20 protein-coding genes are annotated in these 20,432 nt (G+C 59.8%); 11 read left to right on the plus strand and 9 right to left on the minus strand.

Annotated features, from left to right (window positions below):
- The first annotated feature begins 43 nt into the window (after positions 1–43).
- From ACNFBR_RS18100 to ACNFBR_RS18115, 4 genes are read left to right on the plus strand one after another with little or no spacing between them, the layout of a single operon-like run.
- Complete coding sequence (locus ACNFBR_RS18100; protein WP_416736173.1) at positions 44–1,072, plus strand: radical SAM protein; 1,029 nt, start codon at positions 44–46, stop codon at positions 1,070–1,072.
- Complete coding sequence (locus ACNFBR_RS18105; protein ID WP_416736174.1) at positions 1,069–1,923, plus strand: histidinol-phosphatase; 855 nt, start codon at positions 1,069–1,071, stop codon at positions 1,921–1,923. The genes ACNFBR_RS18100 and ACNFBR_RS18105 overlap by 4 nt, the downstream gene beginning before the upstream one ends.
- Positions 1,920–3,053, plus strand: a complete 1,134-nt coding sequence (locus ACNFBR_RS18110) for a hypothetical protein (protein ID WP_416736175.1) — start codon at positions 1,920–1,922, stop codon at positions 3,051–3,053. Before ACNFBR_RS18105 ends, ACNFBR_RS18110 begins: the two co-directional genes overlap by 4 nt.
- 56 nt (positions 3,054–3,109) lie before the next feature.
- Complete coding sequence (locus ACNFBR_RS18115) at positions 3,110–3,826, plus strand: glycosyltransferase (protein ID WP_416736176.1); 717 nt, start codon at positions 3,110–3,112, stop codon at positions 3,824–3,826.
- Positions 3,827–3,830: 4 nt separating this feature from the next.
- Here the strand turns inward: ACNFBR_RS18115 and ACNFBR_RS18120 are convergent, their stop codons facing one another.
- Positions 3,831–5,297: a glycosyltransferase family 9 protein gene (locus tag ACNFBR_RS18120; RefSeq protein WP_416736177.1), complete on the minus strand. Its 1,467-nt coding sequence runs from the start codon at positions 5,295–5,297 to the stop codon at positions 3,831–3,833.
- A 278-nt stretch (positions 5,298–5,575) separates the two neighbouring features.
- Positions 5,576–6,976, minus strand: coding sequence for a dihydrolipoyl dehydrogenase (gene lpdA, locus ACNFBR_RS18125; RefSeq protein ID WP_012274895.1), 1,401 nt, complete (start codon positions 6,974–6,976; stop codon positions 5,576–5,578).
- A gap of 206 nt (positions 6,977–7,182) precedes the next feature.
- Here lpdA and cfaB point away from each other — a divergent pair, with 206 nt between their 5' ends.
- Positions 7,183–8,367 (plus strand): C17 cyclopropane fatty acid synthase CfaB, encoded by a 1,185-nt coding sequence (gene cfaB / locus ACNFBR_RS18130; RefSeq protein WP_416736178.1) that lies wholly within the window; start codon positions 7,183–7,185, stop codon positions 8,365–8,367.
- 135 nt (positions 8,368–8,502) lie between these two features.
- Here the strand turns inward: cfaB and cls are convergent, their stop codons facing one another.
- Complete coding sequence (gene cls / locus ACNFBR_RS18135) at positions 8,503–9,942, minus strand: cardiolipin synthase (protein ID WP_416736179.1); 1,440 nt, start codon at positions 9,940–9,942, stop codon at positions 8,503–8,505.
- A gap of 133 nt (positions 9,943–10,075) precedes the next feature.
- On the opposite strand from cls, the gene ACNFBR_RS18140 reads away from it, so the two are divergent.
- Positions 10,076–10,603 carry a DUF3617 domain-containing protein gene (locus ACNFBR_RS18140; RefSeq protein WP_416736180.1) on the plus strand — a complete coding sequence of 176 codons (528 nt, stop codon included), beginning with the start codon at positions 10,076–10,078 and terminating at the stop codon, positions 10,601–10,603.
- On the opposite strand, the gene folE2 is transcribed toward ACNFBR_RS18140, so the two are convergent.
- Positions 10,587–11,492, minus strand: coding sequence for a GTP cyclohydrolase FolE2 (gene folE2, locus ACNFBR_RS18145; protein WP_416736181.1), 906 nt, complete (start codon positions 11,490–11,492; stop codon positions 10,587–10,589). The two genes, ACNFBR_RS18140 and folE2, sit on opposite strands and share 17 nt — an antisense overlap.
- A gap of 25 nt (positions 11,493–11,517) precedes the next feature.
- Complete coding sequence (locus tag ACNFBR_RS18150; protein WP_416736182.1) at positions 11,518–11,898, minus strand: glutamine synthetase; 381 nt, start codon at positions 11,896–11,898, stop codon at positions 11,518–11,520.
- 114 nt (positions 11,899–12,012) lie between these two features.
- On the opposite strand from ACNFBR_RS18150, the gene zigA reads away from it, so the two are divergent.
- From zigA to ACNFBR_RS18165, 3 genes are read left to right on the plus strand one after another with little or no spacing between them, the layout of a single operon-like run.
- Positions 12,013–13,221: a zinc metallochaperone GTPase ZigA gene (gene zigA / locus ACNFBR_RS18155; RefSeq protein WP_416736183.1), complete on the plus strand. Its 1,209-nt coding sequence runs from the start codon at positions 12,013–12,015 to the stop codon at positions 13,219–13,221.
- Positions 13,218–13,844, plus strand: a complete 627-nt coding sequence (locus tag ACNFBR_RS18160) for a DUF1826 domain-containing protein (RefSeq protein WP_416736184.1) — start codon at positions 13,218–13,220, stop codon at positions 13,842–13,844. Before zigA ends, ACNFBR_RS18160 begins: the two co-directional genes overlap by 4 nt.
- A gap of 40 nt (positions 13,845–13,884) precedes the next feature.
- On the plus strand, positions 13,885–14,856 hold the full coding sequence (locus tag ACNFBR_RS18165) for a CobW family GTP-binding protein (protein ID WP_416736185.1): 972 nt from the start codon (positions 13,885–13,887) through the stop codon (positions 14,854–14,856).
- Here ACNFBR_RS18165 and ACNFBR_RS18170 read toward each other — a convergent pair whose 3' ends face one another.
- A complete protein-coding gene (locus ACNFBR_RS18170) occupies positions 14,857–15,249 on the minus strand; it encodes a DUF3301 domain-containing protein (RefSeq protein WP_012274886.1) in 393 nt (130 codons plus the stop codon). It abuts the gene before it with no gap.
- 120 nt (positions 15,250–15,369) lie between these two features.
- On the opposite strand from ACNFBR_RS18170, the gene pdxY reads away from it, so the two are divergent.
- The gene (gene pdxY / locus ACNFBR_RS18175) at positions 15,370–16,242 is read left to right on the plus strand and encodes a pyridoxal kinase PdxY (protein ID WP_416736186.1); all 873 of its coding nucleotides are present in this window, start codon (positions 15,370–15,372) and stop codon (positions 16,240–16,242) included.
- Here pdxY and ACNFBR_RS18180 read toward each other — a convergent pair.
- Positions 16,239–16,724 (minus strand): acyl-CoA thioesterase, encoded by a 486-nt coding sequence (locus tag ACNFBR_RS18180; protein ID WP_003253263.1) that lies wholly within the window; start codon positions 16,722–16,724, stop codon positions 16,239–16,241. The two genes, pdxY and ACNFBR_RS18180, sit on opposite strands and share 4 nt — an antisense overlap.
- Before the next feature lie 342 nt (positions 16,725–17,066).
- Between ACNFBR_RS18180 and ACNFBR_RS18185 the strand changes: the two genes are divergently transcribed.
- Positions 17,067–18,827, plus strand: coding sequence for a cation:proton antiporter (locus ACNFBR_RS18185; RefSeq protein WP_416736187.1), 1,761 nt, complete (start codon positions 17,067–17,069; stop codon positions 18,825–18,827).
- Positions 18,828–18,960: 133 nt separating this feature from the next.
- On the opposite strand, the gene ACNFBR_RS18190 is transcribed toward ACNFBR_RS18185, so the two are convergent.
- Both ACNFBR_RS18190 and ACNFBR_RS18195 read right to left on the minus strand, forming a co-directional pair.
- Entirely contained in the window at positions 18,961–19,368 is a 408-nt protein-coding gene (locus ACNFBR_RS18190) for an SMI1/KNR4 family protein (protein ID WP_060499707.1), read from the minus strand.
- 113 nt (positions 19,369–19,481) lie between these two features.
- The gene (locus tag ACNFBR_RS18195; protein ID WP_416736188.1) at positions 19,482–20,336 is read right to left on the minus strand and encodes a Tim44 domain-containing protein; all 855 of its coding nucleotides are present in this window, start codon (positions 20,334–20,336) and stop codon (positions 19,482–19,484) included.
- Positions 20,337–20,432: the final 96 nt, after the last annotated feature.

Raw genomic sequence — 20,432 nt, forward strand, 5'->3', positions numbered from 1 at the left:
CCAAAGCCTGCTGCTCATGCAGGCTAGCTACGAGTCAAGAAAGATGGATCTGAAAGGTCACCTGCTGTACATCGACATCACCCAAATCTGCGGCATTGGTTGCGCGTTCTGCATGTACGCCGACAAGCACAAGACGGGGATGAGCATGGAGCTATCGAGCCTCGCCCGGGAGAATCTGGCGGCGCTGATCAATGCCCCGGACGTCAAGCGCATTTCTATCAGCGGAGAGGGTGAACCCCTCAACAACGCCAGAGTCTTCCATGAGATTTTGGAGCTTTCCCAAGGCGGGAAGCGTTTCGAGTTCATCACAAGCGGCTTCTTCCCCCACGAGAAGATGGCGGAGTTCTATAACACCACCAATCGCATCGTGCTCAGCCGCGGCGACACCTGCAATATCCGTCTGAGCTCTGACAGCCACCATATCGACAAGGTGAAATGGCGGGCCCATGGGTTCAGCCTGGATTACTTGCGACGACACAGACCGGCAGGGCTGAGCTTCTCATTCCGCTCGATCGACACGGATCGGGAGTTCACCCGCGACTACCTTCGGCAGGAACTGGCGCGCTGGGGCCTCGACGCCGTAATCGTCGCGGGCAATGCCCTGGACGATACGCTGGTGGTCGGCGAGGAACGCTTCAGCATCGACTACAAGAATCTCGTCCACCCGGCGGCCGACACGCCACCCGGTTACCTGGACCTGCATGGCTACATCGACGCAATCGAAGCCCGGGTCAACAAGCGCTTTACCCTCGGCAGCCTCAACCCGCCTCCCCAAGCCAATGGCATGGACCTGACGGTGAAACCTAATGGTGACGTCTATCTGTACGGCATCGAGCATCAGCGCCTGGGCAATATTCACTTCGATCGGATAGGCTGGGAGCGACTGGCCAGCCATGTACGCGACACGCCCTTGGTCCATGCCCTGTACAGCCAGCCGCTGACGGACTTGCTGGCGCGTCTCGACGACATCGAACTGGTGCGCAAGATTCTGCGCAAGGCGAACAACCCTTATTGGCTGGTCAAGGAACTGGCTAATCACGATGGTCTGTTGGAACGGATGGTGCCGGCATGATCGACTCCCATAGCCATACCTTCTATTCCAAACATGCGGTCGGTACGGTGGACGAGTTAGTGCGGGCGTCAATCGCCGTCGGGGTGAAGATCCTCACCATTACTGACCATGCTCCGTTTCCGGTGGACAGCGACAATCGCCTGCTGGATTCGGAACTGGAGCGCTATTTCACTGATATTGAGCGGGCACGACAGCAGTACCAGGGGCAAATCAAGATCCTGCGCGGACTGGAATTCGACTACATGCCGGGTGCGGATGCCTACAACCGTGAGTTGCTGGCCCGGTACGAGCTGGATTTCGCCATCGGCTCGATCCACTACGTCGAGTTGCCGGACGAGCCTATGACTAAGGTCTGGGAGTTGTCGCGGCTGTCGTCTCCGGCCTTTCTCGACCGTTATTTTGCCCATCTGCACGCCTTGCTGGAGTGCGGGTTGTTCGATGCAGTTGGGCACGCCGACACGCTGCTGCGAGGGGTGACGGAAGACGAAGTGCTGCGCCGGATGGAGCCGCTGCTGCCGCTGTTTGCTCGTAATGGTGTGGCCTACGAATTGAATGCCTCGGGCATTCGCAAGTCGAGCCTTTTGCCCGGTTCGACGCGTGAGGTTCAGGGCGTCTGGAGCTATCCATCACGTATCCTGCTGCCCCAACTGATCGCCCACGGCGCGGCCTTCACCATAGGTTCCGACGCCCACGATCCGTTGGACGCGGGAGCCGGCATCCGCACCCTGGTCGATGAACTGCAACCGCTAGGCCTAGGCCGAATCAGCTACTTCGAAGGGCGTCGTCGCATCGACATGCCCCTGGACTTCTTCAGCCATTCGCCTGCCACCGATACAAGGATCATCCCGTGAACGCTCGATCGAATGACTGGAAACTACTCGCCACGGCGCCTGTCGACGAACAGCTGGCGCGCTTTCGCGAGGCGGTGGCCCGGCCTCAGGCGGAGGACGTGAATGGAGGTCTGCGCGCGTTCGCTGGCGGCTTGCTGGCGCAAGGCCTGATCGATATGGGCAGCTATGTCGCGGTGCTCGGCGGTCATGCCCTGAACCACCTGACGCCCGATGGCACCGAGCGATTTCTCGACATGAGCAGTGGCACAAGCGCCTGCGAACTGACGGCCATCTACAGTCGTGCCAAGTACGGCAGCCAGAAGGACATCCGTTTTCTCGCCGGTCAGGTGATCAACTATTTGGAGCGGCAGTTGGATGTCCCAGCATCGCACTGGGCACAGCTGTTCACCCGCGCACGGGATAACGATGACAATGTGGTGCTAATGACCACTGGCTGGCGCAACGTGCCTTCGACGGCCAATGTGCTCTACGACATCGTAGTGGAGGAGATAAACGTCAAGCTTGCCCATATGGGGCTGCCTACCCTTATCAACGTCAAGCTGCCGCGTATAGCGCCTCCTTGTGAGAACTACGCAAGCTTGAGTACTGAGGAGCGCGAGCGCGTCAATCTTGTCCAGGACCATGTAATTCCTGCGGAGAACTTCTATCGCTGGAGCGGTGTGCACGTCATTTTTGGCGATGATGTGCTGGTGACCGGATCGACTGCCGACAAGGTGATGCGTGAGTCCCTGCTAGCCGGTGCCCGCTCGTTCCAGGCGATCTACCCAGTTGCCATCGATCCGCGGTTTGCCCTGGCAGATGCCACCGTCGAGGAGCGCCTGAACAGGGTGGAAATCAGCCATCAGCTGGATAACACATTAGCCACCCTGCTAGGGGCCGAGGATTTCCAACCGATCCTGCGCACGTTGCGTCTACTGTTTTCAACGGACAATTTCCAAGCCTTGCCGGCATTCCTGCGGCGGGTGCCGGCGGCCAATTGGTTGCGGCTGTACAAGGCGGCTCTGGGAAACGAGTTCATGCGCCAGGCCGAATGCATACCTTCGCTGACGCTACTACGTCATTACTTGGAGGACCTCGGGCTGCTAGGCAGTGGCAGGGTGGCGGCAGAGAGGCCCCTGTTGTGCGTGTGAACTACGTGAGTTATTGGGAAACGGCTGCGGGGCAAAGCATGCCACCGTGGATTGCCTTGGCCCTGGTCTCCATGCAGCGGGCGCTGGGGAGCAAATTCACCCTGTTAACCCCGGACAGCCTGGAGTGTTGCATAGATGCTTCTATCCTCGGCAAAGACTGGCGCTTCGAGCCGCTGACCTTCAGTATGGACAAGGAGATTGAGGCGATCGTTGCCAGGAGCGACTTCATCCGCATGGCCTATGTTCATCGCCATGGCGGGGCCTGGATCGACGCAGACAGCATCCTGCTACGCGACCCGACCTCGCTGCTGTTCCCGACTGGGCTCGATGAGCGCCTGCACTGGCACAGCGAATGCCTGTTCGCTTCATTGCCGGGAAATGATCATCTCGCGAAGGCACTGGCGACAGGGCTCGCTGCCGAGACTCATGCCTGGGGCAACCCAGGAGAGATCAAGGACATTGTCGCCAAGTCGCCGCACCAGTTGGTGCCAATTTCGCCCTCGGTGTGCGACCCGGGTTACCGACCGCTGTACAACTTCGGCAGTTGCGCGGTGATGAGGCGCACGGACATTGGCGTGAGCGACTTCCTGCTCCGCGACGTAAGCCTACTGAAACTGTACAACACTTGGTTCAAGCGGACAGCGACACGGGATGAATCGGTGGCGGAGTTCCTTGGTGGAGGAACCCTGCTGTCCCGCATCTTCCTGCATATCGAACCCGACCGTGGCTATTGGCTGGGCGAGTGTGAGCGCTTGATCGAACGCTGCGGCTGAGGGGTCAAGCCAGATCCACCGCGTGCGCCGGTAAGTGCATGCGGCAACGTTTGGCGCCGTTTAGCTCCAGACGAGTAGCGATCACCTCATGCAACATCGGGTTCTGCCGGTGTGGCGAGCCATGGGCGACGTACAGCCAGGCCGGCACGCGATGGGCAAGGTGGTCGAACTCCAACTGGACGCGCAGTAGGTCGAATACCTCCCTGGTACGACCGCTCGGTGTCCACGCCAGCGGCGCGCTGCGGTGATGAGGATGGATCAAACGCAGCGGCCGTGACAGTTGCAGATTCAACGTGCCCGGATGGCACGCGGCGACTTCAGGAAAGGACCGGCTAATCATGGGCAACTGGCGGGCCAGGGTGCCAGTGGCCACGCCCAGGCCGGAAACGATCTGCGCATCCACTACGAGGGTCGCAGCGATCGACTCCTGGAGCAGTTCAGCAACGGGTTTGATCACGTCGACATTAGTGAATTCATTCATGTTCTTTCTGCCGGGGGGCGGAGATTCAGTGGGTTTCTGGCCGCTGAACACAACCCGGATTTGAGGGGAAAGCGGCGGCAGCCAAGGATTGAAAGAGTTGCTCGCTGGATAGATCGCGACCAATGCCGCCTTCAGTCCTGCAGCCATGTGCACGATGGCCGTATCGACACTGACAACAACTCTGGATTGCTCGATGGCACCCGCGACCGCGCGGGGCGTATCCAGTTCGACCAGTGTCCGGACGTTACAGCGGGCAATGGCGTGCTCCAGCTGCAGTGCCTCGACACGGCTGGCCGGGCTGCACAGAATGCCGATATGGAGCTGCGGCCAGGCATTCGCCAGGGCGCGGACCAGCGAGAGTGCTCTGGCGAACCCAAGGCTTTTATCAGGTCGGCTGGCATAGGGGTTGACCAGGATGTGCGCAACCGTGTTGCCGCCCTGCCGATCGGGGAGCGGGACGATATAGTCGCGGTTAATCTGAGTTGCACCAAGGTCAAGCAGGACCCGGGTGTAGCGCTCGACCACATTGAGCTGCGCGGTAGCTTCACCCAGCTTGCCGCTGACGCATTGCAAGGCATCATCCAGCGAGTAGACCCTGGCGGGCTTAAGCAAGCGGATGAACAGCATCTCAAGGGGTTGGATACGGCCAACGAGATGGACAAACACATCGACCGATCCCAATTCTCGTACCAGCGGGCCCAAGCTGGTCAGCGTGGGCGTGCTAGCGACGGTGATGACCCGATCAACGCCGAAATCGAGCCGATGTATGTTGGCCAGCTCCGGTACCGTGAGCACAGTGACCCGAGCTCCAAGCTTGCGTGCCTCGCGGAAAAAGAATGAAGAAACGATCGCATCGCCCAGTTTGGCGTCCCAGCGGGGAAGCACAATATGCAGGGGATGGGCAACGTTGCGAGATGCCAACTGACGGTCGACCAGGCAGCGCATGATCAGCCGTGCGAAAGCCTTGCGATGGTTTTGCAAAATCGACATCAGCTCGCACTTTCGAGAATAGCTAGCGATGATATCTATGCCACGGAACCGTTACCAGTACAGGACTCAAGTGGGGGTAGTCCGTATGAGCTTGGCCGAGAGAGTTCTGATTCTTTTAATCCATCGAAAGCCCTCCACGTGGAGGGCTTTTTCTTTCTGATAACTAGGAGCTAGCGCACCCACACCGATGACCCGGCCCCTGTTTCACAACCTATGGCCGTACTAGTTTGGTCTCCTGGGGCTTGATCCTGAATGGTCTGCGCGGCTAACGGCTGCGTTCAGATCTGCATCGCCATGCCGTCCACATTCATCGCAGCCTGGCGCAGGGCCTCGGAGCGGGTCGGGTGAGGGTGGCAGGTGAGGGCGATGTCTTCTGCCGAGGCCGAGAACTCCATGGCCACGCAGAACTCACCAATCATTTCGCTGACGCTTGGGCCCACCAGGTGCACGCCCAGTACTTCATCGGTTTGGGCATCGGCAATGACCTTGGCGAAGCCTTCGGTCTCATGGTTGATCTTGGCGCGGCTGTTGGCGGTGAATGGGAACTTGCCGACCTTGTAGGCACGCCCTTCGGCCTTGAGCTGCTCTTCGGTCTTGCCCACGGTGGCCAGCTCCGGGCGGGTGTAGATCACGCCAGGGATAAGGTTGTAGTTGACCTCGTGGGGCTTGCCGGCGATGCGCTCGATGCAGGCCACCGCTTCGTCTTCGGCCTTGTGCGCCAGCATCGGGCCGGACGTGACGTCACCAATCACCCACACACCTGGCACTGAAGTGCGGTGGTGCTCGTTACCGAGCATTCCGCGCTTGTCGGTTTCCAGGCCCACGCTTTCAAGGTTCAGCCCTTTGGTATAAGGGCGACGGCCGATAGCCACCAACACGTAATCGGCCTGCAGCGATTCTGCAGTGCCGCCGGCGGCAGGCTCCAGCGTCAGGCTCACACCATCGGCACTTGCCGTGGCCTGGGTTACTTTGCTGCCGAGCTTGAACACCATGCCTTGCTTGGCGAGTGCCTTCTGCAGGGTCTTGGCGGTTTCCGTGTCGGTGCCTGGGCAGATGCGGTCGAGGTACTCGATGACCGTGACCTGGCTACCCAGGCGGCGCCAGACCGAACCCAGCTCAAGGCCGATCACGCCGGCACCGATGACGACCAGGTGCTTTGGTACTTGCGGCAGCGACAGCGCGCCGGTCGAGTCGATGATGCGCTGGTTGTCGATGGTCACGCCTGGCAGGGGAGTGGGCTCGGAGCCGGTGGCAATGACGATGTCCTTGGCCTGCAGCGCAGTTTCGCTGCCGTCTTCGGCTTTGACCACTACCTTGCCGACGCCGTCCAGGCGGCCCCAGCCTTTGATCCAGTCGACTTTGTTCTTGCGGAACAGGTACTCGATGCCCTTGGTCAGGCCGGTCACGCTCTCGTCCTTCTGCTTCATCATCTGGGCGAGGTTGAGGGTGGGCTTGACCTCGATACCGAGGTGGGCGAACTCGTCACCGCTGGCGGCTTCGTAGAGCTCGGAAGCATGCAGCAGTGCCTTGGATGGCATGCAGCCGACGTTCAGGCAGGTACCGCCCAAGGTCGAGCGGCCTTCCACGCAGGCTACGCTCAGGCCCAGCTGGCCAGCGCGGATGGCTGCGTTGTAGCCGCCAGGGCCACCGCCGATGATCACCACGTCATAGGATTTCATGGGTTCAACTCCAGGATGTAGAAGCGCGAGAGGGCACAAGGGTAAGCTGAGAAGCGAAGATTGTATACAATCTAGTGCGTGGATAAGATCAGTTGGTTCTAGACCATGGTCTTGTTTAGAGGAAACATCCCACCAATGAACTACTCTGTTCCGGCGACGTTCGAAATATCAGGCGTCGTAGCCAATTAGGGATAGGAGGGTTGTTCATGCTTGCTCAACTTCCACCGGCTTTGCAGAGCCTGCATCTGCCGCTGCGGCTGAAACTGTGGGACGGTAACCAGTTCGATCTGGGGCCAAGCCCGCAGGTCACCATCCTGGTCAAGGAGCCACAGCTGATCAGCCAGTTGACCCACCCAAGCATGGACCAACTGGGCACCGCATTCGTCGAAGGCAAACTGGAGCTGGAAGGTGATATTGGCGAGGCCATCCGCGTGTGCGATGAGCTGAGCGAAGCATTGCTGGCTGGCGAGGAAGACGTGCTGCCGCAAAGGCTTGCCCACGACAAGAGCACTGACGCCGAAGCCATCTCCTACCACTATGACGTGTCGAACGCGTTCTACCAACTGTGGCTGGATCAGGACATGGCCTACTCATGCGCCTACTTCCGCGAGCCGGACAACACGCTCGACCAGGCGCAGCAGGACAAGTTCGACCACTTGTGCCGCAAGCTGCGCCTGGAGGCCGGCGACTACCTGCTCGACGTTGGCTGCGGCTGGGGTGGGCTGGCGCGTTTTGCTGCCCGCGAGTACGGCGCCAAGGTGTTCGGCATTACCTTGAGCAAGGAGCAGCTCAAGCTGGGTCGTCAGCGCGTCAAGGCCGAAGGCTTGGCCGACAAGGTCGACTTGCAGATCCTCGACTACCGCGACTTGCCCCAGGACGGCCGCTTCGACAAGGTTGTCAGTGTGGGCATGTTCGAACATGTCGGGCATGCCAACCTGGCGTTGTACTGCCAGAAGCTGTTCGGCGCGGTGAGGGAAGGGGGGCTGGTGATGAACCACGGCATCACTGCCAAGCACGTCGATGGCCGACCGGTCGGGCGGGGTGCTGGTGAGTTCATCGACCGCTATGTATTCCCCCACGGCGAGCTGCCGCATCTGTCGATGATCAGTGCCAGTATCTGTGAAGCGGGGTTGGAAGTGGTGGATGTCGAAAGCCTGCGCCTTCACTACGCCAAGACCCTGCACCACTGGAGCGAGAACCTGGAGAACCAGTTGCACAAGGCGGCGGCGCTGGTACCTGAGAAGACCCTGCGCATTTGGCGTTTGTACCTGGCCGGCTGTGCCTACGCGTTCCAGAAGGGCTGGATCAACCTGCACCAGATATTGGCAGTGAAGCCGTTCGCCGATGGGCACCATAATTTGCCGTGGACGCGCGAAGACCTGTATCGCTGAAACTGTCTTCAGGCTACCGCGTCACTTTGTAGGAGCAGCCTTGTGCTGCGAAGAGGCCAATGCAGCCGAAGATGGTCTTTGGCGGTACCGGCCTCTTCGCAGCACAAGGCTGCTCCTACAGGTTCTGTGCTTGCCTTAAAGAATCGGCGAGATCAGCCGCGCAATCCGCATCCCCAATTGCTGTAGCCGATGAGTGTCCCGACTGTCCTCAGCAGTAATTTCCCGCGCCAGTTCAAAGTCATCGTTCAGCATGTGTTCGACCTGGTCGGCAAAGTTGCGATCGACCGTCAGCAGCGTAATCTCGAAGTTCAGGCGGAACGAGCGGTTGTCCAGGTTGGCACTGCCAATGGCACTGACGTCGTCATCCACCAACACTACCTTCTGATGCAGGAACCCCGGCTGGTAACGAAACATGCGAACCCCCGCGCGAACCGCTTCAAAGGCGAACAGGCTGGAGGCGGCATAGACGATGCGGTGGTCAGGCCGAGACGGAATCAGCACTCGCACATCCACCCCTCGCAATACCGCCAGGCGTAAGGCGGCGAACACGGCCTCGTCAGGAATGAAGTAGGGGCTGGTAATCCACACCCTGCGGGTGGCGGAATGGATCGCTTCAAGGAAGAACAGCGAACAGGTTTCCTGTGGGTCTGCCGGGCCGCTGGCCAAGGCCTGGCACAGCACACCGTTGTCCGGGTAGGCATCGGGCAGGATCAGCGGTGGTAGCTGGCGGGTGGCCCAGTACCAGTCTTCGGCAAACGACTCCTGCAGGCAGGCCAGCACCGGTCCGCTGACCTGCACATGGGTGTCGCGCCAGGGTGACAGCTGCGGGTGCTCGCCCAGGTACTCGTCCCCCACGTTGTGCCCACCGACGAAACCGGTCAGGCCATCCACCACCACGATCTTGCGATGGTTGCGGAAGTTCACCTGGAAACGATTGAACCAGCCGCGGCGGGTGGCGAAGGCATGAATCTGCACACCTCCTTCACGCAGTACCTGGCTGTAACTGGCCGGCAAGGCGTGGCTGCCGACACGGTCGTAGAGCACGAACACTTGCACACCCTCGGTAGCTTTGCGTAACAGCAGTTGCTGCAGTGCCTTGCCGAGGGTGTCGTCATGAATGATGAAGAACTGCACCAGCACCACATCGCGGGCCCTTTCGATGGCAGCGAAAATGGCATCGAAGGTGGCCTTGCCATTGATCAGCAGTTTGACCTGGTTGTTTGCCAGGCATGGCATGCGGCCCAGCTTGGGCATGGCGCGCAAGGCTGCATAGCTTTCCGACTCACGGGCGGTAAGGGCTTCTTCTACCCAGGGCCGCCAGTTGAGGTTGGCCATGGCCACGTGCATTTCCTGGTTGGCCTGGCGCCGCGCCTTGATATAGGCATAGAACGATCGGGCACCGAAGACCAGATAGGGAATCAAGGTGAGGTAGGGGATGAAGAATAAAGGCATGGCCCAGGCAATCGCGCCTTGGGCAGTGCGTACGGTGAACACCGCGTGCAGTGCGGCGACGATACCCAGCAGATGTATCAGGCCGAGTAGGTAACCAAAGAAGTAGGGGCTGTGGTAATCCATATGCATCCTGCTTGCCGAGTACACTTGAGGTAACAGAACACGTTCCCGGTCCACCTTGCAACCCGCAGGTGGATTTGGCGTCTAAGGCTCAGCCCGGCCCGCTTGGCCGGCTTTTTTCCAGGAGCGTTCGTCCATGAAGATTCGTCTGCCACTGTTGGCGTTGGCCCTAGGTATGAGCAGCCCGCTGGTGCATGCCCAAATGCTGCAACCAGGCTTGTGGGAGCTGACCACCAGCAACATGCAGGTCGATGGCAAGCCGCTACCCGACATGGAATTCATGCTTGGCCAGTTGAAGAACCTGCCGCCAGAACAGCGCGCAATGATGGAAGGGGTGTTGGCCAAACAAGGGGTAAGCGTTGGCGGCAAGGGCGTTCGTTCGTGCCTGACGCCAGAGCAGGTGGCAACCAACGACATCCCGCTGCAGGACCCGAAGTCAGGTTGCACTCAGAAGATTACCGACCGTACAGGGAATGTGTGGAAGTTCCAGTTCAGCTGCCCTAAGGCACAGGGCAGTGGCCAGGCTACATTCCTCAGCGATCGAGAATTCACCACTCAGGTCAGTGGCACGTTCAACGCATCGGGTGTGCAGCAGCAAGGCAGCATGAACACCCGTGCGGTGTGGTTGGGGAATGACTGCGGGGCGGTCAAACCGCGCAGCTGATATCCCATTGCCACTGGCTGGTGGCAACAGCGTCGTGGGCATGCAGGCTCTCTGCATGTTCCACACGCAGCTTGAACGCCGTACTCCATTCGATTTGCCGTAGTGCGCTATGCAAGCGTCGTGCGGCGTCTTCACAGAACATCAAGTTCTGCCCGTTGGCCAAAGCGAAGGCTTGTTCATCCGCACGCTTTACCGCGGTCTGCACTGCCGTTCCCAAGCTGGCTTCAATGCGGTCGATCAATTCGGTGATTGGCAACATCTGCTGATTGCTGCGCAGCCTTATCTGAACCTGTGCGGTACTGCGTTGGCTATGGGGCGTGGCAACGATCCCTTCGGCGCTGCCAAGCCATTGCAGTACTGCAGACTTATCAATCTGCTGCTCGCTGAAATGCGCCTGAAACTGCTGCTGAATCAACTGCCGTGCAAGTGCAGCCGAGCATGGGCAAGTCGAGGAGTAAGGCACGCAAACAGATAGTTCCACGTGGAACATTTCATTTTCGATCCTGGCGTCGACCGTTACGGCATAGCTTTTCCAACCTGCCAATGGGCTGATCAAAGCGGGCCTTTTCAGCAGATGCTCGAAGCTGAGTCGCAGATAGGCTGCTGAGGAAAGGCTTTCGTGGCTGCTCAGAAAATTGGCCAGAAGCTGCCTGATCGCCAGCGGTGTGAGTGGCTGGTGTTCCAATGACTCCAGCGCAAGGTAGAGCCGCGACATGTGTATACCGCGTGAACTGCCGTCTACCAGGCTGACCCCAACATCGACTTTGGCTGCGGCGGTGCGCCCCTCGAATTGCACAGGTAGGGCGATGCCGCACATGCCAACCCAATTCAACGGCAGGGCGTAAGCCTGGGTTTGTGCGGCGATGTCGGGGAGCTTGAGCTGGGTCATTTGGCTTTCCAAACAAAAGGGGGCATCAACGGCAGCCTCCGATCAAGCTGCAATGCAGATTGAAGCGCTGCCCGCTGGAACTGGATACGCGGTTCAAGGTGGTCCAGCCAACGCGGCGGCTGTAACCCACCCAAGCCTCACCATCGCTGGCCAGGCCGGTAAAAAAGGTCAACGTGCCGTAGCGGCTGTTGGTTTGTGCCCACAGACGTTGGCTGTCGAAGTCGTAGCCACGCAGGTAGAACGTGCTGCCTTCGGTACGAACACTGTAGTAACTGCCTTTGCCGTCGTGGCAGGCGAGCAGCGTCGCGCTTCGCGTACAAAGCGCCAACGTACGGTTTTGTGGCATGGCCAACAACGAAGTGGGCATGGCGAGCAACAGCAACGCCATGACGAGTGGCAGATTCATGTTTCATCCCCGGTGAGCACGCGTCCGTCGAGAACGGCTTGGCGAAATTGTATTGTTACTTTATAACATTGTGCAATGCATCGTTTCGAATGCGTCTGCCTGAAGAGGTTCGCCATGCCCAATCGTCTCCCCGTCACCGTGCTGTCCGGCTTCCTGGGCGCCGGCAAGAGCACACTGCTCAACTATGTGCTGCGCAACCGCGACAACCTGCGGGTTGCGGTCATCGTCAATGACATGAGTGAAATCAACATCGACGCCAGCGAGGTGCAGCGCAATGTCAGCCTCAACCGCGCCGAAGAGAAACTGGTGGAGATGAGCAACGGCTGCATCTGCTGCACCCTGCGTGAGGACCTGCTTGAGGAGGTGGCGCGGCTGGCCGAAGAAGGCCGTTTCGATTACTTGTTGATCGAGTCCACCGGTATCTCGGAGCCACTGCCGGTGGCCGAGACCTTCACCTTCCGCGACGAACAGGGCCGCAGCCTGTCCGACATGGCGCGGCTGGATACCATGGTCACCGTAGTCGATGGCCTGAACTTCCTGCGCGACTATCAGGCCGCTGATAGCCTGGCAAGCCGTGGTGAAACCTTGGGCGACGAAGACGAGCGGTCAATCAGTGACCTGCTGATCGAGCAGGTCGAGTTTGCCGATGTGCTGCTGCTGAGCAAGATCGACCTGATCAGCCAACATGAGCGCGAAGAACTGATCGCCATTTTGCGCAGCCTCAACGCCCGGGCGCAGATCGTACCTATGGTCATGGGCCAGGTGCCGCTGGCGCGCATTCTGGACACCGGCCTGTTCGACTTCGACCAGGCAGCCCAGGCACCAGGCTGGCTGCAGGAGCTGCGCGGTGAACATGTGCCGGAAACCGAAGAGTACGGTATCGCGGCCATGACATGGCAGGCCCGGCGCCCGCTTCATCCACAGCGCTTTTTTGACTTTATCCACACCCACTGGAGTAACGGAAGGCTGCTGCGTTCCAAAGGTTTTTTCTGGCTGGCCAGCAAATACCAGGAAGCCGGTAGCTGGTCACAAGCCGGCGGCATGATGCGCCATGGCCTGGCTGGCCGGTGGTGGCGCTTCGTGCCACAGGAGCAATGGCCGCAGGATGTGGATAACACCAGCGAGATCTTGAAACACTGGACTGCTGAGACCGGTGATTGCCGTCAGGAGTTGGTGTTCATCGGGCAGAATATCGACTTCGAAAAATTATCCACAGACCTGGATGCTTGCCTGTTGACGGATCAAGAAATGGACTTGGGCCACATGGGCTGGTTGCGTCTTCCCGATCCGTTTGGCCCGTGGCATGAAGAGGTGGCAGCATGAACCCTGCACATTCATCTGTGGATATCTTTCAGGTGTTTGGCGAGACCCCGCAAGTGCTGACCGACGTGCTGCAGGATGGCGTAAACCTGGCCGTATGGCGCCGGCGTTTGCCGGCACAGTTGGAGGACTTTGCCGAACTGGCTGTAAGCCTTGGCCAACCCCTGGCTGATCAGCGGGTAATCGATGTGGATGAGCGGCAGATGCCAGTCTTACCTGATCTGCTGCGTGAAGCGGCGGATTTGCATGGCTATGAGGCCTTCGTGGCCGATGTGAACTGGTTGCTGGCAGCTTATACCTGCCTGGTTGGCGCAAAGCGGGTCGGTTTACGCCTGCAGGTACTGGAAGATCCCATGTGCCCGCGCTTTCATGTGGATAACGTACCGTTGCGGCTGTTAACCACCTACGTGGGTCCAGGGAGCGAGTGGTTGCGAGAGCAGGATAGCCGGCGTGCCGAGTTACGCACAGCTCAGCCCCCTGTGGATAAAATCCAGCGTCTGCAAGCCGGCGAGGTGGCGGTACTCAAAGGCGAGAAATGGCAGGGCAACGAAGGTGCGGGCCTGGTGCATCGGTCGCCCCCGGGGCAACAGGGGCGCGTGCTGCTCAGCCTTGACTGGTTAGCCTGACGGCGCATAGTGAGTCATCACCACCGCCCGAAGCCCCCCGATGCTGCAGAACATCCCCACCCACGTAATCGCCGGCCCACTGGGAGCCGGCAAGACCACCCTGATCCGCCACCTGCTGGCCCAGCGCCCAGCCAATGAACGCTGGGCGGTATTGGTCAATGAATTTGGCCTGGTAGGCCTGGATGCCGCCTTGCTCAGCCGTGACGAAGACGGCATCGCCATTGGCGAAGTGGCAGGCGGCTGCCTGTGCTGCGTCAACGGCATGCCGTTCCAGGTGGGCCTTGGACGCCTGCTGCGCAAATCCCGGCCTGACCGGCTGTTTATCGAGCCATCCGGCCTCGGTCACCCGCTACAGCTGCTGGCTCAACTGCAGCAAGCGCCTTGGGTAGGAGTGCTGACAATTCAGCCACTTTTGATGGTTGTAGATGCCCTGGCCATGGTGCGAAACGAACCCCTTCCGGAAGCCCAGCAGGGGGCTTTCGACGCCTGTGAAAGCGTGGTTTTCAACAAATCAGAGGTTGTGGATGAAAATCATAAGTTCTTGATAACTAATAAGTTTATTAATAAAAGAGTCCTCTGGACCGTGCAAGGGCAGCTGCCATTATCAGACCTGCCGGCAGCCTCTTCACAGATTGTTGACAGCCCATTTGATGAAAACAGGATTGTCGACAATCTTAAGAGCGCCCCAGCACTAGTCTGGACAGAGGCCAGTCAGCCGATCTGTCTTGCCCAGCAGGGAGAGGGAGGTTGGAGTATTGGCTGGCGCTGGCACCCCGGCCAACAATTTTATCCACAGCGGCTGAAGGCGTTCTTGCGTGCCTGGCCATGGCGACGCGCCAAGGGAGTTATCCACAGCGCGGACGGCTGGTGGTCATTCAATGGGCTGGATGGAGACATGCCTGCCTGGCAGCCCAGCGACTGGCGCAGGGACACCCGTATCGAGCTGATTTTCGATCAACCGCAATCGCAACCCACCTTGCAAGCCGGGTTGAGCGAATGCCGTGTCAGCTGATCAGTTGCGCCAGCGGTTGTGCTCCTGGCGCCATTGCTGCATTTCGATGACATTGTCGGCGCGCGGTGGGGTCTTGATCTCGAACGGGTAGGGTGCCAGTTCGATCTGCACGCTGTGGGCACCGAATTGGGTCACGGTACCAGGGTGGCGCTGCTCGCCCGTAACGGTGAACTCGAAGGCGTAGATGCGTGCCAGGCGCTTGCGGCCGTTGGCATCACGGACAAAGGCGATGCGCTTGAGCGCGACGGCGTCATCGAGCAACTCGAGGTCGAGCTTGGCGCAATGCTGTTTGACCCGTTCCAGGGCTTTCTCGCGCAACCCATGGTTGTGCCACAACCAGGCGCCTGCCGTGGCTACCAGCATCAGGACGAAGAGGTTCTCCAGGGTCAACATTTGCATATGCTCCAAACAGGTAGATCCAGCTTAACTGCGTCCCTGGCCTGTCGTACAGGTGGCAATCGAGTTCATACTGCGCTGCGCACATTTCTTGAAACAGCTTTGGAAACCACCCGCATGAAACGTACCCCGCACCTGCTCGCCATTCAGTCCCATGTGGTGTTCGGCCACGCCGGCAACAGCGCCGCGGTGTTCCCCATGCAGCGTATCGGGGTCAATGTCTGGCCGCTCAATACCGTGCAGTTCTCCAATCACACACAGTATGGCCAGTGGGCGGGTGAAGTGCTTGCCCCGGCGCAAATTCCTGCGTTGGTGGAAGGCATTTCCAACATCGGCGAGCTCGGCCACTGCGATGCGGTGCTTTCCGGCTACCTGGGCAGTGCCGAACAAGGGCGGGCGATCCTGGCCGGCGTCGAGCGAATCAAGGCGGTGAACTCAAAGGCGTTGTACCTGTGCGACCCGGTCATGGGGCACCCGGAGAAGGGCTGCATCGTGCCGCCGGAAGTCAGTGAGTTCCTGCTCGACGAGGCGGCGGCCCGAGCGGATATCCTGTGCCCCAACCAGCTGGAGCTGGACAGCTTCTGTGGGCGCCGTGCGCAGTCGCTCAAGGATTGCGTGAGCATGGCGCGCAGCTTGCTGCAGCGGGGGCCGAAAGTGGTGCTGGTCAAGCACCTGAGCTACCCCGGACGTGCCGAGGACCAGTTCGAGATGCTGTTGGTGACCGCCGAACACAGCTGGCACTTGCGCCGCCCGCTGCTGGCGTTTCCGCGTCAGCCGGTGGGGGTAGGCGACCTGACCTCCGGCCTGTTCCTGGCCCGTGTGCTGCTCGGCGACAGCTGGGTGCAGGCATTCGAATTCACGGCGGCGGCAGTGCATGAAGTGCTGCTGGAAACCCAGGCCTGCGCCAGCTACGAACTGCAGCTGGTGCGGGCCCAGGACCGCATTGCGCATCCGCGTGTGCGCTTCGAGGCGCAATTGCTGGCGCTTTAAATCGCGTCGGTTTTCAGGTCCTGGTAGCGCTTTTCCAGCTCCTGGCGGATCTGGCGGCGCTGCTGGCCTTGCAGGAAGCGGCGCTTTTCTTCGCTGCTGTGCGGCTGGCGCGGTGGCACGGGTACCGGGCGGCGGTTGTCGTCGACCGCGACCATGGTAAAGAAGCAGCTGTTGGAGTGGCGCACCGAGCGCTCGCGGATGTTCTCGGTCACCACTTTGATGCCGACCTCCATCGAGGTGTTGCCGGTGTAGTTGACCGACGCCAGGAAGGTCACCAGCTCACCCACGTGCACGGGTTCGCGGAAGATCACTTGGTCGACCGACAGGGTCACCACATAACTGCCGGCATAGCGGCTGGCGCATGCATAAGCCACTTCGTCGAGGTACTTGAGCAGGGTGCCGCCATGTACGTTGCCAGAAAAGTTGGCCATGTCCGGGGTCATCAGGACGGTCATGCTCAGCTGGGCGTTTCCAGGTTCCATAGTGTGCTCACGGTGAGGTTGCGCTGAATCGGGCGAATGGAGGGCGTTATCTGCTGACACGGCTGTTCCCCTCTTTTGAATTTGCCTTGCTGATACGGGACGTTGGCTGACGCGCCATCGTCACGCTGATCATGCCATCAGCAGCGCTTTTCCAGCCGATCTGTTTCTGCATATTGCACTGGCTTTTTGCGGCGGAGTGCGGTGTTAACCTGAGTACGCCCATGCAACATGGGCGTTCCGGCATTCAATACAGTATGTACTTGCTGCTCGCTCGGGTTTGCCTTGGCAGAGGAGCGGTCTGCCCAGGCATCCAGAAAAAGACGAGAAAAGGAGTATCACGCCATGCATGCCATCAGCTTCATCCAGGACCTGGCAGTCATCATGCTGGTCGCTGGCGTGGTCACCATCCTTTTTCATCGCCTCAAGCAGCCGGTGGTGCTTGGCTACATTGTCGCGGGCTTCATCATTGGCCCGCACACCCCGCCGTTCGGCCTTATCCATGACGAAGACACCATCAAGACCCTCGCTGAACTGGGGGTGATCTTCCTGATGTTCTGCCTGGGGCTCGAGTTCAGCCTGCGCAAGCTGTTCAAGGTGGGTGCCACAGCGTTCATCGCAGCCTTCCTGGAAATCGTGCTGATGATCTGGATCGGCTTCGAGATCGGTCGCTGGTTCGGGTGGAACACCATGGATTCATTGTTCCTCGGCGCCATCCTGGCCATTTCCTCGACCACCATCATCGTCAAGGCGCTCAACGACTTGAAGATGAAGAACGAGCGCTTTGCCCAGCTGATTTTCGGCGTGCTGATCGTCGAGGACATCCTTGGCATCGGCATCATTGCCCTGCTGTCGGGCATCGCGGTCAGCGGTACGGTCAGCTCGGGCGAGGTGTTCTCCACCGTCGGCAAGCTGTCGCTGTTCATGATCGTCGCCTTGGTCATCGGTATTTTGCTGGTGCCGCGGCTGCTGGCCTATGTCGCCAAGTTCGAAAGCAACGAGATGTTGCTGATTACCGTGCTGGGCCTGTGTTTCGGTTTCTGCCTGCTGGTGGTGAAGCTGGAGTACAGCATGGTACTTGGCGCCTTCCTGATTGGCGCGATCATGGCTGAATCGCGCCAGTTGCTGAAGATAGAACGCCTGATCGAGCCTGTACGCGACCTGTTCAGCGCCATATTCTTCGTCGCCATTGGCCTGATGATCGACCCTCAGGTATTGATCGACTACGCCTGGCCGATCGTGGTCATCACCTTGGCGGTGGTACTTGGCAAGATGCTGTCTTGTGGCATGGGGGCATTCATTGCCGGCAACGATGGGCGCACGTCGTTGCGCGTGGGCATGGGGCTTTCGCAGATTGGCGAGTTCTCCTTCATCATCGCTGCGCTGGGCATGACCCTGCAGGTGACCAGTGACTTCCTTTACCCGGTGGCTGTCGCGGTATCGGCAATCACCACGTTGCTGACACCCTACCTGATCCGTGCGGCTGACCCGCTGTCGCAGAAGCTGGGCAATGTAGTGCCCAGTCGCCTGGCGCGGGTGCTGTCGTTGTATGGCGAGTGGCTGCGCAACATCCAGCCGCAGGGCGAGAGTGCCATGCTGGCCGCCATGATTCGGCGCATCCTGTTGCAGGTGGGGGTAAACCTGGCGCTGGTGATCGCGATCTTCTTCAGTGGTGGTTACTTCGCAGGGCGAATCGGCAACTGGCTCAGTGAGTGGGTCAGCGATGCAAGCCAGCAGAAGGCGGTGATCTGGGGCGCAGCATTGTTGCTGTCGCTGCCGTTCCTCATCGCCGCCTACCGCAAGCTCAAGGCACTTTCGATGTTGCTGGCAGAGATGGGCGTGAAGCCGGAAATGGCCGGGCGGCATACCCAGCGCGTACGCCGTGTGATCGCTGAAGTGATCCCGCTGCTGTCACTGCTGGTGATCTTCCTGCTGCTGTCGGCATTGTCGGCGAGCATTCTGCCGACCAGCGAATTGCTGCTGGTAATTGCCGTAGTCGCTGCAGTGGTGGTGGCGTTGTTGTGGCGCTGGTTTATCCGCGTGCACACGCGTATGCAGATTGCCTTGCTGGAGACGCTGGAGAACAGTCGCGAGAACTCGCACTGAGGGGTAATGCTCCCTGCGCAAGATTTCACCGCCGTCCGAGGGGATGGACCGGTAGCGATGTCGCCAGGCGCAGAAAGCCTGGCGATTTTAACTACACTGATGGCACTAGGCCATAAATATTCCTGTGGTTATTTCAGCTCTCGAGCCAAACATCCCGCGCCCAGTGCCACACCGATTCCCAGCTGTCTTCGCCGACAAGTTCCTCTTCGGCATCCCACAGCACCACGGTGCCATCTTCTTCGACGCAGTAGTAGTTGTCGCCGTCCTGGCACAGAGGGATCAGCTCGCGCGGTACACCGGCATCCCAAGCGTTCGCGGCCACTTCTGGCAGGTAGGTGTGCGACTGTGGGTCGGTACAAGTGACGGGCTCAAGGGAGCCATAAACCACATCACTCACGGTCAGCAGAAATTCTTTGAACACGAATGGAATATTGATGAACAACTGTTCTTCGATCTCTACCAACTGGTCCTCGTCGGGAAGCTCCAAGGGCACTGGTACCGGCTCATTGGCTTCACGGAGTTGTTCGATCACTTCTTCCACGGTTCACTTCCTCTGACCTAGATGACAACGCTGCGCGTTATACCCTAGTAGGCCACTGTGGCAAAAGCAAAAACCCCGGGACAGGCCCGGGGTTTTCATGCAGCACGCAGCAGTTAGCCGTTTTGACGGATACCGGCCACCAGCCAAGGCTGGTTTTCGCCCTGGGCGCGAACCATGTGCCAGCTTTCGCTGAACACTTCACCCTGGTCGAAGCGCGAGTTCTTCGACACGCCACGGAAGGTCAGGGTGGCGTCGGTGCGGTCGGAGCGGTCGTCGAGGCCGTCCAGCTGCACATCAAGGTTATCGATGTAAGTGGACTGGAAGCCATCACCCAGCTCTGCACGCTCACGCTTGAGGAACTCCAGCATTTGCGGGGTAACGAATTCGGCGATCTTGTCCATTTCGTTGGCATCCCAGTGCTGCTGCAGCGACTGGAAATGGTTACGGGCGGCAGCCAGGAAGTTCTGCTCGTTGAACCATGCCGGGGCATTGATCACCGGGGCGGCTGCGGCAGCAGGTGCGGCCGAACCACCGAAGATCGACGGCTGGGCAGGCTGGGCGTGAGCCTCACGCTGCATCGGCGCATGGCCTGGCATGGCCATTTGCGGCTGCTGCTGGCGGCGGCGCGCGGCGATGAAGCGGAACACCAGGAAGGCGATGAGCGCCACGATCAGGAAGTCCATGATCTGGAAGCCTTCGAAACCGTCGCCCATGAACATGGAAGCCAGCAGGCCACCCGCGGCCAGACCGGCCAGTGGGCCCAACCAGCGCGAAGCACCGCTGGCGGCCGGGGCTGCACGACCAGGAGCGGTCGGCGCGGCGGCAGGCGTGGTTGGCGTAGCCTGGCGGGTCTGGTGGATAGGCGCGGAGCCCGAGCTCTTGCCGCCGCCGAAACGCTTGGCATTGGCGTCCAGGCTCAGCGTCAGGCCGACGCAGAGCGCCAGTGCGATGCTAAGAAAACGTTGCATAAGTGGGATATCCCCTATTGTGGATTGCACGCGCGCCATGGTGCACAGGTTCCCGGGCACATGACCAGCGACATAGTGTTTCGAGCTTTTGCCTGA

Source organism: Pseudomonas sp. NY11955 (assembly GCF_048068035.1).
GTDB lineage: Bacteria > Pseudomonadota > Gammaproteobacteria > Pseudomonadales > Pseudomonadaceae > Aquipseudomonas.